This window comes from Providencia sp. UF-183 (assembly GCF_058246155.1).
On sequence record NZ_JBSICD010000001.1, the window covers coordinates 126,039 to 143,608 of the forward strand.

Here is a 17,570-nt window from a genome sequence, read left to right on the forward strand (position 1 = left end):
CTTTTCCCTGCTTAATGTGTACGATTAGTGTCAATATTTTGACTAGGGAAGATAATGTTTTATTGTGTTAGTGCTGTATTCTTCGAGCGGGTTCGCAAATTTTTTTGCAACAACTCGAATTTTGACAACGAAATTACAAAGATGCACGAAGTGTAACATTGAAAGGCAAGTCGGGAAGTATTTTTCCTGTATTTAGGCTATATAATGAAGCATCAATCGAGATAGGGAAGGTGGCAGCGTGGGTGAGATTAATTTTCTAAAGAAACTGAGTTTTCAACGTAACTACATGAGCAGCGCTAAAAACCAGAAAGTCTCACCGCAGGATGAAGACGCTGTAAACCGCTTATTTGAAAGTGACCGTGGGCGCATTATTAACTCCGCTGCTATCCGCCGTTTACAACAAAAAACACAGGTTTTTCCATTAGAACAAAATGCAGCAGTGCGCAGCCGGTTAACGCATTCACTTGAAGTTCAGCAGGTTGGGCGCTACATCAGTAAAACGGTGCTTGGTGAGCTGAAAAAGAAAAAATTGTTAGAAACCTATGGGTTAGATGAGCGTTGTGATGCTTTTGAAAGCCTAGTGGAAATGTCTTGCTTGATGCACGATATCGGCAATCCACCTTTCGGCCACTTTGGCGAAGCCGCTATTCAGCGTTGGTTTAGTAAGTTACTTTTTCCTGATTACGTTTATTCACCAGACTTGCCTGATCCTTGCCAAATTCAGGCACTGCAATTAACGGGGAATGAGAAACAAGACCTTTTTCGCCGCCAATTAAAACAAGATTTATGTTCATTCGAAGGGAATGCGCAAGGTTTGCGCATGGCTCACCGCTTGCTGAAACTTAACCTAACCTATGCACAAATTGGTGCCATCTTGAAATATACGCGTGGCGCTTATGATTTAGAACCCATTCCCGCAGAATTTGATTATTTGATGAAAAAACCAGGATATTACTGGTCTGAAGCGGATTTTGTAAGCGAACTCACCAAAAAACTCGATATGGAGAAATACTGTCGCTTTCCACTTTCGTACATTATGGAGGCGGCTGATGATATATCTTATTGTATTGCCGATTTGGATGATGCTGCAGAGAAAGGGATATTTACCGTTGAGCAACTGATCGATTATTTACGTGCAGAGTGGGGCGAAGTTGAGCCGAATGATTTATTCGACCAAACCATTATGCGTGCTTATAACAATATTAGTGATAATCACACTAGGCGTATTCAGCAAGACCAGTTTTTTATGTATTTACGCGTCAATATTACGGGTAAGTTAGCGCACTATAGCGCTCAACGGTTTATTAAAAACCTTCCAGAGATCTACCATGGTAATTTTAATAGCGCGCTATTAGAGGATAAAAGCCCCGAGCATCGCTTACTGAAAGTGTTGAAAACCGTTGCTTTTAAACATGTGTTTAATCATCACGAAGTCGAACAGTTAGAGTTACAAGGTTATAAAATTATCAGTGGGCTACTCGATTTTTATAGCCCATTATTGATGATGAGCCGGACTGACTTTGCGGATTTAGTCGAAAAAAACTACCACAAACACTTTTTTATTGAAACACGGCTATTCCATAAGTTATCCAACAAGCACCGATTATCCTACAATGAGGCGCTTGAGAAAGTGTCTGCAACGAATGAATCGGATAAATCTATTCTTGAGTTTTATTACCGAGCTCGTTTGATCCAAGACTATATTAGTGGGATGACAGATCATTATGCCTATGAAGAATATCGAAAATTTATGGTGAGTAATTAATAATATTAATTCGCTAAGCAATAAAGTCGCAAAGTAGGCAATAAAATAAAAGGAAAAACAGGTATACTATACATGTCTGTTTTTCCGTCTTCATGCATCAAAAATGCTTGAAATGGAAGCAAACAAGGACCCTTTTTTGTAACTAATACTTCGTTGTGATGACTTATGGCTCAATTTTACTCTCCGAACCGCCGCACCACTCCACGCCGTCAACTTACGGTTATTGCTGATAGCTTAGATGCCGCTGGACAAGGTATTGCACGCCTTGATGGCAAAACAATTTTTGTTGCGGATTTATTGCCTGGGGAAGAAGCCCAAATTGAGTTAACGGAAGATAAACGTAGCTTTGCAAAAGCGAAAGTGGTTAAACGTTTATCAACAAGTCCACAGCGGGTAAAACCCCAATGTCGTTATTTTAATCAATGTGGTGGCTGCCAACAGCAGCATATTGATATTGAATTACAAAGAAAAAGTAAGGCAGAAGCTTTACAATATTTAATGATGAGGGAAACTGGAGTTGATAAAAGCGCAGCTCCTGTAATGAGTGGTGAGTCTTATGGTTATCGACGTCGTGCGCGTTTAGGCCTGCAATACCAGCCTAAAAATCAACGGCTGGTTATGGGATTTCGACAAACACAATCAAATACACTCGTTGATATTAAAAATTGCCCTGTATTAACCCCAGAGCTGGATGCTTTACTTAAGCCGCTTTCTGAATGCCTTAACCAACTGAGCATTAAACCAAAATTAGGCCATGTTGAGCTTATTCATGGTGATAACACCAATATCATCATGATACGTCATTTAGTGCCTTTTTCTCATGCAGATAAACAAAAACTCCATGATTTTGAATGTGAATATGGCGTGTCTGTTTGGTTGGCAGGGAATGAGAACGCATTAGAGGCTTTGACGGGGAACTCTCCAATGCCTGAATATCAAGTTGCGGGTGAAGTGCTTAAGTTTAACCCATTAAATTTTATCCAAGTGAACGGGCAAGTGAACCAATTGATGGTGGCACAGGCGTTAGAATGGTTAGATCTAACACGTGAAGACAGGGTATTAGACCTTTTTTGCGGAATGGGTAACTTTACGCTACCAATAGCGCGATTAGCGAAATCGGTTGTCGGGGTTGAAGGTGTCGAAAATTTAGTCGAACAGGCACGAAACAACGCTCAGCTCAATACTATTTCCAATGCGACCTTCTATAATGAGAACCTAGAAGCCGAAATTCATACACAACCGTGGGCAGCTCAAGGGTTCAATAAAGTGTTATTAGACCCTGCCCGGGCAGGGGCGGCGGGCGTGATGGAACATTTAATTAAACTGATGCCCGAAAAAATTGTCTATGTTTCTTGTAACCCAACGACATTAGCAAGGGACAGTAAAGTTTTGCTTGATGCAGGGTATCAATTATTACATTTGCGGATGTTAGACATGTTTCCGCACACTAGCCATTTAGAATCAATGGCACTATTTATCCGTCGACCAGAGCATTAACAGGTAGGGAGAATATATGGTTGCAGTAAGAAGCGCACATCTTACCCCAGCAGGTGAGTTTGCCCCGGAAAAATGGGTAGGCGGTCTGGGTTTGAGCAATAAACAATCAGAAGAAAAGCTCATCCATACCTGGCAGTTTTGTCACGATAAATTAGCAGGCCAAGAAATTGGGCCGTTATTGCTATGGCGTGGCATCGAGATGACCGAAATCTTATCCACGCTCAGCATGGATATCGGCAGCTTACAAGCCGCATTATTATTTCCGTTAGTTGAAGAAGGCAAACTGGAAGAGCAAGAAGTCATTGATGAGTTCGGGAATTCGATTCACGAATTGGTTAAAGGCGTGCTTGAAATGGATGCCATTCGCCAATTAAAAGCGACACAATCAAGTGAAACTAGCTCTGTCCAAGTTGATAATATCCGCCGCATGTTATTGTCGATGGTGGAGGACTTTCGCTGTGTTGTCATTAAGTTAGCAGAACGTATTGCGCATTTACGTGAAGTCAAAGATGCTACGGAAGATGAACGTGTATTAGCCGCAAAAGAATGCTCCAATATTTATGCACCGCTAGCGAACCGCTTAGGAATTGGGCAATTAAAATGGGAATTAGAGGATTTCTGTTTCCGTTATTTGCACCCAGATGAATACAAAAAAATTGCTAAGTTGCTCCATGAACGCCGTATTGACCGTGAAGATTATATCGATAACTTCGTCAGTACATTGCGTAAACATATGTTAAAAGAAAACATTCAAGCTGATATTTACGGTCGTCCCAAGCATATCTACAGTATCTGGCGCAAAATGAAGAAGAAATCATTGGCGTTTGATGAGTTGTTCGATGTGCGGGCTGTGCGTATTGTGGTTGAGCGTTTGCAAGACTGCTACGCAGCGCTGGGAATTGTGCATACACATTTTCGCCATCTTCCGGATGAGTTTGATGACTATGTAGCTAACCCGAAGCCAAATGGCTATCAATCCATTCACACCGTCGTGTTAGGTCCTAACGGTAAAACGCTTGAAATTCAAATACGCACTCGCCAGATGCATGAGGATGCTGAACTGGGGGTAGCTGCGCACTGGAAATATAAAGAAGGCGCAACGGGAATTGGTAAGGGAAGCAGTTACGAAAACCGCATTGCATGGCTGCGTAAATTAATCGCATGGCAAGAAGAAATGGCTGACTCAGGTGAAATGCTTGATGAAGTTCGTAGCCAAGTATTTGATGACCGTGTATATGTTTTCACACCGAAAGGTGATGTGGTCGATTTACCTGCGGGGTCAACACCACTTGATTTTGCCTACCATATTCACAGCGATGTAGGGCATCGGTGTATTGGTGCAAAAATTGGTGGTCGGATCGTGCCATTTAGCTATCAATTGCAGATGGGTGATCAAATTGAAATTATCACCCAAAAGCACCCGAACCCAAGCCGTGACTGGTTAAACCCAAACTTAGGTTATGTCACAACAAGCCGCGGGCGTGCAAAAATTCAAAACTGGTTCCGTAAACAAGATAGAGATAAAAACATTCTTGCAGGACGTCAGATTTTAGATAGCGAGCTATCTCAGCTAGATATTAGCCTGCGCGAAGCGGAAAAACTGCTTATTGCTCGTTATAATGTTCATTCACTGGATGAAGTATTAGCGGGTATTGGTGGCGGTGATATTCGTATTAACCAGTTAGTGAATTTCTTACAAAGCAAATTCAATAAAGCCACTGCGGAAGAAGAAGACCGCGCGGCGATGAAGACGCTAGAAAGTAAATCTTCCGTACCAAGAGCACCATCTCACAGTAGTGGCCGTGTTGTTGTTGAAGGTGTTGGTAACCTAATGCACCACATCGCAAGATGCTGCCAACCTATCCCTGGAGATGAAATTGTTGGTTTTATCACCAAAGGGCGAGGGATCTCAATCCACAGTGTCGATTGTGAGCAACTGGCAGAGCTACAGAGCCATGCCCCAGAACGTGTGATAAATGCAGTATGGGGTGAAAACTACTCCAGTGGCTATTCATTAGTGGTTAGGGTTATTGCAAACGACCGTAGTGGATTATTGCGTGATATCACCACAATCCTTGCTAACGAGAAAGTAAACGTACTAGGGGTTAGCAGCCGCAGTGACGTTAAGCAGCAGTTAGCAACCATCGATATGACAATAGAAATTTATAATATCGAGGTGCTAGGCAGGGTGTTAGCGAAGTTGAATCAGTTAGCCGATGTTATTGAGGCCAAACGTCATTCTCAGTGATTTTCGTCATATTTTGAGCCGCAGCGTTGTTGGCTGCGTTTAGCTACTTGGGTCACATACTTCTGTATGCTCCCCAAGATAGCTAATCTTGCCGCCTACCTACAACACAAACTATTTTGAAAATCGATATTTTTATAAATCGCCATTTTCATATTTTGAGCCGCAGCGTTGTTGGCTGCGCGCTCTCACCTTAGTCACATACTAATGTATGCTCCTAAGGGCTCGCCTACTTGCCGCTTACCTACAACTCAAACTATTTTGAAAATCGGTACCTTTATAAATGACCGTTTTTATATTTTGAAAATAATTTTTTCTTTGTTTTCTCATTTGTTGGGAAAAATTTGTTGATTAGCGTTTATATCTGGTAAGTTTGAGATAAAGGTACAATGTAGAAGCAAAAGAAAATCAAAGGGTAATACTATGAGTCAGGAAAATCGCCAAATCGAACGTTTACTATCCATTATGGCGCAGCTGCGCGACCCGCAAACGGGGTGCCCTTGGGACAAAGTACAAACATTTAAAACGATTGCCCCCTACACACTTGAAGAAACTTATGAAGTACTTGACGCGATAGAACGTGAGGATTTTTCTGACCTAAAAGGTGAACTGGGTGACTTATTATTCCAAGTTGTTTTTTATGCACAAATGGCGAATGAAAAGTCACTCTTTGATTTCAATGATATCTGTCAGGCGGTTAGTGACAAACTTGAACATCGTCACCCTCATATCTTTGATACGAAAAACCAACTTTCAAGTTCTGAAGTGATTGAGGGATGGGAAAAGCGTAAGGCAAAAGAACGCGCTGAAAAATCACAATTTTCTGTACTCGATGACATTCCCAACTCACTTCCTGCCTTGATGAAAGCCTATAAAATTCAAAAACGTTGCGCTTCTGTTGGTTTTGACTGGGATACGCTTGGCCCAGTGGTTGGGAAAGTCCATGAAGAACTTGAAGAAGTTATGGAAGAAGCCACTCAGGTGGTTGTAGACCAAGGCCGGCTAGAAGAGGAAATTGGGGATTTACTGTTTGCGACGGTAAATTTGTCTCGTCATCTAGGCCATAAGCCTGAAATTGCGCTGCAAAAAGCCTGTAATAAATTTGAACGACGTTTTAGGCAAATCGAAAAAAGTTTATCTGAAAGTGGTAAGTCTGTAGAAGATGCTACACTTGAGGAGATGGAAGCGCTCTGGCAGCAGGTTAAAAGCCAAGAATAAAATGTCTCGTCATATTTCGCACTACAGCGTTGTTGGCTGCGTTCGGCTACATGGGTCACATACTTATGTATGCTCCCCGAGATATTCTCTCTTGCTGCCTAGCTGTAATGCGAACTATTTAGAGCTATTACATGTAAGTATTGAAACTATTTGTCGTTTTAAGATTTGGATATTGTTGGTTTACTCTAAAAGTACCTTATTCAACAGCGCCAAACAAAGCTTCAAAAACAATGAATAACGTGGCACTTTTGGGCGTTAAATGCCTTGTGATAGAGTAAATAGTTATTCAAAATCAAACTTAGTGCAGAATCGCATTTTTTACGCTATAGAATGAGCTGAAAGGATTTAGCTTTTGCCTTTAAACTGTGTTAATGTATAAAAACAGACGCAGATGACTATTTTTGAAGCGATAAATAATTTTCGTTTTTAACTTGCTGATAATATTAGAGTATTGATGAAATTTAGCCTTATTATGCTTAGAACATTTGTAGCGAAATTAAGGTTCGGGTATACTGTTTTCCCGTCCTGTTATATCCATCATCTTTTAAACCTAAACTTTCAGGTTCAGCATGAAAACTAACTATATTTTTGTGACCGGCGGGGTCGTATCCTCTCTGGGTAAAGGCATTGCCGCAGCCTCGTTGGCGGCTATACTCGAAGCCCGTGGACTCAATGTAACCATTATGAAACTGGATCCCTACATCAACGTAGACCCAGGTACAATGAGCCCAACCCAACACGGGGAAGTTTTCGTTACAGAAGACGGCGCTGAAACTGACTTAGATTTGGGTCATTATGAGCGTTTCATCCGTACTAAAATGACACGTCGTAATAACTTTACGACAGGCCGTGTTTACTCTGAAGTTCTGCGCAAAGAGCGCCGTGGCGACTACTTAGGCGCTACCATTCAAGTTATCCCTCATATCACTAATGAAATCAAAGACCGTATCATCCGTGGTGGTGAAGGTCATGATGTTGTTCTCGTTGAAGTTGGCGGAACTGTCGGTGATATCGAATCTCTGCCATTCTTAGAAGCGATTCGTCAAATGGCGGCGGAAGTGGGTCGTGAACGCACACTATACTTGCACTTAACCTTAGTGCCATACCTTGCAGCTGCAGGTGAAGTGAAAACCAAACCAACGCAACATTCTGTGAAAGAGTTGCTGTCCATTGGTATTCAACCTGATGTATTAATTTGTCGTTCAGACCGTGTGATCCCTGCAAATGAACGTGCGAAAATCGCGTTATTCTGTAATGTGCCAGAAAAAGCAGTTATCTCACTGAAAGACGTTGATTCTATTTATAAAATCCCAGCTTTGTTAAAATCCCAAGGTTTGGATGAATACATCTGTAGCCGTTTCCGTATCGATGTGCCAGAGGCGAATCTGTCCGAGTGGGAACAAGTTATTTACGAAGAAGCTAATCCAGCGGGTGAAGTCACCATCGGGATGGTAGGTAAATACGTTGAGCTACCAGATGCATATAAATCTGTTATCGAAGCACTGAAACACGGTGGCTTGAAAAACCGTTTAACAGTGAATATCAAGTTAATCGATTCGCAAGATATCGAAACGCGCGGTGTTGAATTACTGAAAGGTCTGGACGCAATTTTAGTCCCAGGTGGTTTTGGTGAGCGCGGCGTTGAAGGGAAAATTCTGACGGCACAATATGCACGTGAGAACAAAATTCCTTATTTAGGTATTTGTTTGGGTATGCAAGTTGCTCTGATTGAATTTGCACGTAATGTTGCCAACATGGCAGATGCAAATTCAACAGAATTCAAAGCAGATTGTAAATTCCCAGTTGTTGCGCTGATTACAGAATGGCGTGATGAAGAGGGTAACGTTGAAGTGCGTTCTGAAGAGAGCGACCTTGGCGGTACAATGCGTGTTGGTGGCCAGCCGTGTCATTTAGTGAATGGCAGCTTAGTTCGTGATATGTATGGTTCTGATACTATCGTTGAACGTCACCGTCACCGTTATGAAGTGAATAATTTATTACTGAAACGCATCGAAGATGCGGGCCTGAAAATTGCAGGTCGTTCAGTAGATAACAAGCTGGTGGAAATTATCGAAAACCCAAATCACCCTTGGTTTGTGGCTTGTCAATTCCACCCAGAGTTCACTTCGACCCCAAGAGATGGTCACCCGTTATTTGCAGGTTTTGTTAAAGCCGCTGGTAAGTACCAGAAAGGTGAGTTGAAATAAGATATGGGGAAGTCGGCGCAATGGCACCAACTTCCCGAAATTTAACTTGTACTGAGGAAAACCTAATGTCCAAAATTGTTAAAGTGATCGGCCGTGAAATCATTGACTCTCGTGGTAACCCAACTGTTGAAGCTGAAGTTCACTTAGAAGGTGGATTTGTTGGTTTAGCAGCTGCACCATCAGGTGCATCTACAGGTTCTCGTGAAGCTCTGGAACTGCGTGACGGTGATAAAGCACGTTTCCTGGGTAAAGGTGTTCTGAAAGCTGTTGGTGCAGTTAATGGCCCAATCGCAGAAGCCTTAATCGGTAAAGATGCAAAAGATCAAGCAAACATCGATAAAATCATGATTGACCTTGATGGCACTGAAAACAAATCTAAATTTGGTGCGAACGCAATTCTGGCTGTTTCTTTAGCAAACGCAAAAGCAGCAGCAGCGGCAAAAGGTATGCCTCTGTATGAGCATATTTCTGACCTGAACGGAACTCACGGCCAATATTCTATGCCTCTGCCAATGATGAACATCATCAACGGTGGTGAGCACGCAGATAACAACGTTGATATCCAAGAGTTTATGATCCAACCTGTTGGCGCTCCGACTCTGAAAGAAGCGGTTCGCATGGGTTCTGAAATTTTCCATCACTTAGCGAAAGTACTGAAATCTAAAGGTATGAACACCGCTGTTGGTGATGAGGGTGGTTATGCACCTAACTTAGAATCTAACGCAGCAGCATTAGCCGCTATCAAAGAAGCGGTTGAGCAAGCGGGCTATGTATTAGGTAAAGACGTAACTTTAGCGATGGACTGTGCAGCATCTGAGTTCTTCAACGCAGAAACAGGTAACTATGAACTGAAAGGCGAAGGTAAAACCTTTACTTCACAAGAGTTCACCCATTACTTAGAAGAACTGACTAAACAGTACCCAATCGTGTCTATCGAAGATGGCCTGAATGAATCTGACTGGGATGGTTTCGCATACCAAACTAAAGTTCTTGGTGACAAAATCCAACTGGTTGGTGACGACCTGTTTGTAACTAACACTAAGATCCTGAAAGAAGGTATCGATAAAGGCATCGCTAACTCTATCCTGATTAAATTCAACCAGATCGGTTCTTTAACTGAAACTCTGGCTGCAATTAAAATGGCGAAAGATGCTGGCTACACTGCTGTTATCTCTCACCGTTCAGGCGAAACTGAAGATGCAACTATCGCTGACTTAGCGGTTGGTACTGCAGCGGGCCAAATCAAAACGGGTTCTATGAGCCGTTCTGACCGTGTTGCTAAATACAACCAATTAATCCGTATCGAAGAAGCTCTGGGTAACAGCGCACCATTCAACGGCTTAAAAGAAGTTAAAGGCCAAGCATAATTTAATTGCTTAGCAAACTGACTGAAACGGGAGGCGAAAGCTTCCCGTTTTTTTATATAAAATAAATAATAAAAATATTAATCTTTTTATTTAAAAGTTTATCTTAAAATTTTATTTTTCATTAGAACTAACGTAATAAATTCTATTTTTTATGATAGTAATAAGATGTTTGTAACTAGTGGAAATTAATATTAAAGGATAAAACTATGGAAACGGAATGTTATAAATCATTGCTCGCAATTTCAAGATTGGGAAGGGATAAAGCAAAAATTGATCAGGAAATTATAGATTTAGTTAGAGAGATTAAAGTTGCTTATAAGAATAATAACTTTAATTGGGACCCAACACTAAGAGCAAAAAAGAAATATATCGAAGATAAAATCACAGATATTATTTACCATTTATACAGTAATGACACACCATCAGAAGCATCTAGGTTAAATCTTGAAGAAAGAAAATTATTTCTAGAAAACTTTCAATTAACTCTAAATTCAATGGTTAGAAAAAAGGTTAATATTAAGGTTCAAGGGCAAAATGAAGAATCTTTTTTTAAATTAAATCAAGAGCAGCTGTTAAATGCAAGTGCATATCGTATTTTACCAAAAGACTCTCGGCAACGTTATTTGCATAGTTCTAAATTAATGGCTCGATTAACCGTCAATGTGAACAAAAAAAACTATAATAATTTAGCTGATGCGTTAATTAAGTTATATGACAATGACCCACAAAAAAGAGTTACTCAAGCTAAAATTATGGGGCCCAGAAAATTAGGCAGTCGAACTGATCAAGCGGTTATTTATTTGTCAGAAGCGAATATTGAATCAGCGAAAGAAGTGAGCCAGCAATTGAAATTACTCTTACCTTCAGATGCACTCATTGGGCATACACCAGCGGGTATGAAAAGGCTAACGACAGGGATTTCCTACTCAGAGACAGTCGAGGGGCAATCAAGCAGCCATGGGGAATCAAGGGCACTGATAATGGCGAAAGCCACTACTGAGTCGTTGCTTACAGGTGAAAAGTTGAAAAACACATTACCAAGAACATTACAACGCTTTGGCTATGACCCTAAAGACCCTGCACTTATTTCTCAAACCATTAGAGACCGATTTTTGCTAACAGGATTAAATAGCCCGGACCAAGAATTAAGCACAATACAGCCAAGTCGAGATATACAGCAATTTGTATTAAATCCCGAACAATTTTGCTATGCATATAAAATTAATGCGAGTTACCTTAACGATATAAAAGAAATACCTGAAAGTGGAAAAGTTGTATTTTACCGTAATGAAGAATCTGAATATGAAATAAAGTATGTTGATGAAACCTACCGTCCAGACCTTTCATATGCACTCAATAGTGACTTCTTAGATACCAGTTTGAAGGAATCTGATAAGGGCTTCTCTAATTATATTGATATAAAAAAGACCGCACCTGATAACGTTTTTTTATTTTTAAGCGAGGTTAAAAAAGGCTCGGTTATCGTGACGGAACTAAATGCTGAGAAGTACAGGGTTTATTATGATGCTCGCTATAATAGTTCCTTACTTTACGATAATGTTGTCATGGCGGTAGATGAACAAGATTATAAGAATGAGTTTAGCAATAATGATTTTGTTTTTTTATATTTTGATGAAGACTGGAAAATAGTCATTCAAAACAGAAATAATAATGAAGGGGTTATTTTTGAACCTAATAATGTTAAGGTTAAATCATCTGGAGATTATTCTTTAGATGAGAAAAAAGCTGAGTTTAATCTTTATCGAAATAATATACATGAAAAATTAAACATTTTTTCGAAAAAGTTAGATGTCTATATTTCTACAGCAGAAGAATATTCAACGTCAGATAAAAACTCAACTAACTCTATTCATTGGCTAAATCTGGCTAATGAAGTAAAAAGAAAAGTTCAAGCGAGTTCGGATGAGTTAAAAAATAGAATTCAAAGTATAGAATCAGACTTGAAGAGAACCAATGATGAAAACATTATTGCTGACATGAAAGCGGCGATGGATGTTAATCAGGTTCTTGATATCATAAAAAATAAGCAATTTAATGAAATATATTCAAATTTGCTTGAAGTTGAATATGCTTTTTATTTGCAACAACTTAAGCAAGATAAAGGTATGGATTTCGTTGTTCGAGGAAATAAGTCAGGAGCTTCATCATCTAAGGCGGATGAACATGGTCGACTAACGATAGTTGAACGCTATGAAAATTTATTATATTTACATAAAACATCAAAAAACAGTGAATTTAGGCATGAGTTTAATGAGGGAATAAAAAATTATAATGATATTGTGGTTAAAGGGATTGATAGTACATCAACATCTTGGGAGTTAAAAAAACGATATGTGATAGCTGAGCTTTCTGCAAAAGAAAGAGGTGCATTATATCGGTTGATTCAAGATGCTGGTTATGCCGAATATATTGATAAAATTCTTACCGAAACGGGAAAAATTAGCGAGTTTTTTTATGAAAATGGCAGCAAAGCGAACCGACTAATACCACAGGATTTTTATTTATCTGTTATTAAAAGTGAATCCGGTGGGCGCTGTTATCCTCTCGTTAGAGCAATGTCTGTTGCATTGGCAAAAGATGGGCAAAATGGCGCAGGTAAACTCATTGATAAACTCTATGTCGCAGCTGCAAATCCAGATGATAAAAACTCTATTTTCTTAAAAGAGGGACTGAAAAACTTACACTCAAATACTGATGCTGTAGAGGCTTCTTTTTCCTACGGAAAAATGGGACTTAATAAGATTCAAGAGATATTAGATGTTCGTGATGAAACAATGATGTTTGCATTAAATAGTAACAATCACTCAATGATGTTGGGCAAAAAAATAGAAAAAGGGAAGAAAACTTACTATTTTTATGATCCTAATTTTGGTGTTTTTGCATTTGATGATAACCAAAGTCTGTTTGAGGCAGTGAGAAAGTTTTTTATTGAAAAAAAATTTGCACCATATTATTCCGCGTTTGAAATAGATGGGAAACCTGCCTTTAATCTCGTTTATATTGATACCAATAAAATGGGGCGTGTCCCAATAGGTAGCCAGCTTACAGTTGAAAATTTAAGTGAAAATGATGATCTTACAACAATAGAAACTAGGCAGAATAAAGCAAGATTAATATTAAAAAACCAAGATGAAATATACCAAGATTTGCAATTAAAAAGGTCATTAATGATCTTAGATGCTAATCAGTGGGCAGAGAAAATCCATGAAGCAACATTTAAATTATCGGTAGAAAACGAACTTGATGGTCGATGGCTTCCTTTATTTTATAATGTAGAAGAAGTCAAAGAGGGCCATTATCGTCTTCAACTTATCCATTTAGATGATCCAAGCTTGACGCGGTGGGTTGAAACAACGGATAAAACATTTAAAGATTTTCACCAATATAGCTTAGATAAAATGATGGAGTTTGGTCGTTATTACCACCTTATCGAAGAGGAGTTTAAATTAAAGCCTGAAAGTGCTGAAGGTGATTCTATTGATGGTTTGAATGCAGGCATTGCGATTCAATCTATCATTCAATGGGTGGAAGATAGAAATCGGAATGTAAACACAGAGACTTCAGATACATCAAATCTAGCGATGGCTTTAAAAATTCACACTTATCTTAACTATGCATTAATCGCCCATAGTACCGCAAAAGATGTTGCTCATATGGCAGAGCTTGTTAAAACAGCACTGAGGTACCAGAATAAATCTGTGGCATCCTCAATGACTATTTTTTCATCTTCACTGGCTAAAGTTGCAAATGAAGGTCTATCAACATTTTTTAATGGAGCCTTAATTGGGTTTGATGTTTACGAAATAACGCAAGCTGAAAACGAACCACAAACAATTACATTTGGAACACAATTGGCTTTTGATTCAGCTAGTTTTTTGACAAGTAGTGTAGCTATAGGCGCAGATGCTTTTGGTTATTCGACGGCATCAGCCTCTTTAGGTGGAATAGGTGTTATTGTTGCAGGACTTGGTATTGGATTCACAGCACTTGCGCGTAATTTTGCGATCATTGGCGAAGATGCCAAAGCGGTTGGTTTGTATTTTAGCGCTTTGGATAATGCATACCAAGGCAATGGGTATGAATATTCGAAAGATAGGACCGTTTTAATACCTAAATTTGGTGCGGTGTTTAAAACGATAGATTTACAAACCAATCAAATTGAATTTGATAGCCAATATATTTACCGTACAAGTGAGAAATCGTCGGGAGGGGGGCGGAAGAATTATCTTTTTTGGGCAGGTAATTTTCCAACTATGGTGCATGATAGGCAGCAAGCAATTAATATTCGTGCTGGAATAGGCTATGCAAATAGTAATCACACTGTAGATTTTTCTTCACAAGAAAGCCTCTTTTTGCCGATCACGCCAAAATCATATATAAAATATGATTATAATTTATGGCCAGGCGCAACAACAAGGCATGACAATGGTTTTGATGTTATCCGTAGATTAGAGCAAGGTGATAATTTTGATTATGATTTTTATATTTTTCCAAGTGAAAATATAATTACTCACATTTATCATGAGTATGTCAATACCCCTATAACTATTAAATTAGATAATAAAAAACGTAATTTAATTATACCAAATTTGCCAAAAGAATGGCGGGGTTTTATTGATTATAAATTGGAAGGTAGTGGAGGCCAGTACACAGTTAATATTAATGAGGGAGTTAAAATATTATTATCAGATAGCCCAGTTACTCAAACTCCATCTCAATGGTTTATTAATTCAAAAGAAATCGGAAATGGGCGCATTCAAATTTTTGATGACAGAGTTAGAGTCGGGGATGTGGATATTTACATCGAGAATAAAAATCCCGAAAGTAAATATTATATTATTAAAAATAACAATGAAGTAAACGAGATAGAACTCAAGACAAAATCAATTAAAACAGTGAGTGTTGATGAGGAAGTATGGAAAGATAATATCAAAGGCTTTGAAGAATACTTACATACCTTATTCCAAGAACAAAAATCACATCAGCAGTATGTTATTATTGAAAATTATCAACACCATGGAAATAATGTAGGACGAGCCTATTTTGATGTAAAAACGGAAAAAATAATATTTACACATTCAATTGAAGCAGAGAAAAAAGATGCGTTATTAGCAGGTGTTAGAAATGATAAGGCTATTTTTTATTCATTAGAATCTCCTTTAATTTGGGTTACGGATCTTAATAATGGGAATATTCTTTTTGAATACCGGTTAGAAAATAAAATGGCTCGTAATTTGGAAATTTTAAAAGTTTGGCCAGGAGAAAATACCATTTATTTTTCTTGCCGCTATCAAGACTCATTTGAGGTGGCAAATTATCAAATTGTAGAAAATAATATTGAATTAGTGAGTATCGTTTCAACGCCTGAAACACTCGTATATTTAGCCAGTACACATACTCAATTAGAGGAAGTTGAGCCAGAGGAAATTTTAAAAAATTATTTAATTGATAATAAGAATAATATTGCAACACCCGGTTTGAAGGGCTCAAACTTAGCAAGCTTAGTGATGATATCTGGAAATGACCATAATCAAACGCAACATCGCTACTGGATCAGGCCGCAAGATAATAAACTGATTAAGCCTAACCTATCGGCATCATTAGGGTTTGGCCATTTTCCTGTTGATCGTACTTTGAAGCAAAGCCACTGGGCAATTCCCGAAGACTTACATTTAGTGACTTCATTGTTTGATAGTGACGGTACTGAAGTTTTTTACTTTTATAGTGATAAACAAAAATCACTTTATCGACAAGAAGGTGCTGGGCAAGATGTCTTAAATGTGATTAAACCTTCAGCATGGTTTATGTACACTCCAAATTTAGAGAGTGTATTTACATGGAAAGGGAATTTGCTACTTATCGATAGCTTTGGTGTTGTTAGCCAGTTAAGTGCAAATGGAAATTCATCCATTGTTGCATTGAATGACAAATGGTTTAAGGATCATGCGTACTGGTGGCGAGACTTAGAATATGTTTATCGAGATAAACCAGTTATTGCATTACTAGGTATTAAAAGTGTTGATAATGGAAAAATACTCCCAGCTTGGAGTATTCAAGGAAAAATAATCATTGCACATCAACTTTCATCAGAAAATGAACTGCAATTTTTAGGTATGAATGCAACTCGTTCAGGAGGGTTAATCTTTGATAAAAAGCAAAAAAAATTGTATGAGCAATATTTTGCTACAGAAAAAGAATTAATTGCTGCATTTGCTGAGGGCTCAACATTGAATAACCCTGCTGATTTACCTGCCATCATTGATCTTTACCCTAATTATCAATTTAACAAAGTCGAACGGGTCGCTGATGGTTTATTAATGTCTGCTGGAAGTGGAGAAATATTTTACATTGATCTGGTAAATAGCCAATCTATTAATCCTAATCATCTAAGTTCATCTTTGATTATTAAAGGTGGGAAAGAACATGATATTTTGAGCCCATCAATAATAAAAAATGTGAAAAATATCATTTTAAGTGGCGGGGAAGGGCAAGATAGCTATTTAATTACCCAAGAGGCTTGGTTAAATTACCAAACGATTATTATTGACAATGACTGCTATGATGAAAAAGAGGATTTGCTTATTTTACCCCCATTAAATCGCCAATCGCTTATGACACTTCGGCAGAATGATGATTTAGTTATTTTTGATATGCACTCATCGACGTCATTAATTATCAGGCAGGTATTTGGTGAACAATCTAAAACGCATAACCATTTGAATATAAGGATGCACAATCAATCATACTCAATGAGTCTAAGCGAATTTACCAGTGGCACAATACAATCAGAAGGCTTATTTAATATACAACAAGGTGGTGTTATTTCACAGAGTGAGCAGCAAACTCAATTAATTATTGAAAAAATAACAGCGTTTAATTTTGATACGGAATTATCTCAACAAGACTCTGTTGCTTTTTTTCCTCCAGAACGTGTATTGAGTTTAATGCCACCGCTTTTACCCGCTAAAAAAGAAAAGTAAAGATAAATGATTTCTAACTGATTTTTATATTAATAAATAGTACTGAGAAGGAGTTGGTTTATTTTAATAAAAATCAGTTGGTTATGCTTTTATATTTTGAATGTGAAATGGTTGTTTATGTTGCTTTTAACTATTATGTTGACATTTAATTCTTCGTTTTTTACGATTTAATAGTTCGGATTTTTGGAGTTCATGTTAATTACTAGAAAATTACACGGTATAGATCGCACTTTTGGCTACAACACATTTTCATTCCATTCAATTAACTCT

The 17,570-nt window shown here is 38.5% G+C and carries 7 protein-coding genes; all 7 read left to right on the top strand.

Translation table 11 applies throughout. The features are described from left to right. The first annotated feature begins 238 nt into the window (after positions 1-238). The 7 genes from dgt (at position 239) to AC4IFT_RS00570 (ending at position 17,300) form a co-directional block, all read left to right on the top strand. Positions 239-1,765 (top strand): dGTPase, encoded by a 1,527-nt coding sequence (gene dgt, locus AC4IFT_RS00540; protein ID WP_490750353.1) that lies wholly within the window; start codon positions 239-241, stop codon positions 1,763-1,765. 165 nt (positions 1,766-1,930) lie between these two features. After that, a complete protein-coding gene (gene rlmD, locus AC4IFT_RS00545) occupies positions 1,931-3,262 on the top strand; it encodes a 23S rRNA (uracil(1939)-C(5))-methyltransferase RlmD (protein WP_490734585.1) in 1,332 nt (443 codons plus the stop codon). Between the two features lie 16 nt (positions 3,263-3,278). Beyond that, positions 3,279-5,510, top strand: a complete 2,232-nt coding sequence (relA, locus tag AC4IFT_RS00550) for a GTP diphosphokinase (RefSeq protein WP_490750354.1) — start codon at positions 3,279-3,281, stop codon at positions 5,508-5,510. Between the two features lie 420 nt (positions 5,511-5,930). Then, the gene (gene mazG, locus AC4IFT_RS00555; protein WP_490734589.1) at positions 5,931-6,725 is read left to right on the top strand and encodes a nucleoside triphosphate pyrophosphohydrolase; all 795 of its coding nucleotides are present in this window, start codon (positions 5,931-5,933) and stop codon (positions 6,723-6,725) included. Between the two features lie 569 nt (positions 6,726-7,294). Continuing rightward, positions 7,295-8,932 carry a glutamine hydrolyzing CTP synthase gene (gene pyrG / locus AC4IFT_RS00560; RefSeq protein ID WP_490734591.1) on the top strand — a complete coding sequence of 546 codons (1,638 nt, stop codon included), beginning with the start codon at positions 7,295-7,297 and terminating at the stop codon, positions 8,930-8,932. Between the two features lie 65 nt (positions 8,933-8,997). Further along, complete coding sequence (gene eno / locus AC4IFT_RS00565) at positions 8,998-10,299, top strand: phosphopyruvate hydratase (RefSeq protein WP_206082943.1); 1,302 nt, start codon at positions 8,998-9,000, stop codon at positions 10,297-10,299. A 206-nt stretch (positions 10,300-10,505) separates the two neighbouring features. Continuing rightward, positions 10,506-17,300, top strand: a complete 6,795-nt coding sequence (locus tag AC4IFT_RS00570) for a TcdA/TcdB pore-forming domain-containing protein (protein ID WP_490750355.1) — start codon at positions 10,506-10,508, stop codon at positions 17,298-17,300. Positions 17,301-17,570: the final 270 nt, after the last annotated feature.

Coding starts and splice junctions, on each gene's coding strand:
- rlmD (WP_490734585.1), top strand. CDS start 1,931: ATGGCTCAATTTTACTCTCCGAACCGCCGCACCACTCCACGCCGTCAA.
- pyrG (WP_490734591.1), top strand. CDS start 7,295: ATGAAAACTAACTATATTTTTGTGACCGGCGGGGTCGTATCCTCTCTG.
- AC4IFT_RS00570 (WP_490750355.1), top strand. CDS start 10,506: ATGGAAACGGAATGTTATAAATCATTGCTCGCAATTTCAAGATTGGGA.
- relA (WP_490750354.1), top strand. CDS start 3,279: ATGGTTGCAGTAAGAAGCGCACATCTTACCCCAGCAGGTGAGTTTGCC.
- mazG (WP_490734589.1), top strand. CDS start 5,931: ATGAGTCAGGAAAATCGCCAAATCGAACGTTTACTATCCATTATGGCG.
- eno (WP_206082943.1), top strand. CDS start 8,998: ATGTCCAAAATTGTTAAAGTGATCGGCCGTGAAATCATTGACTCTCGT.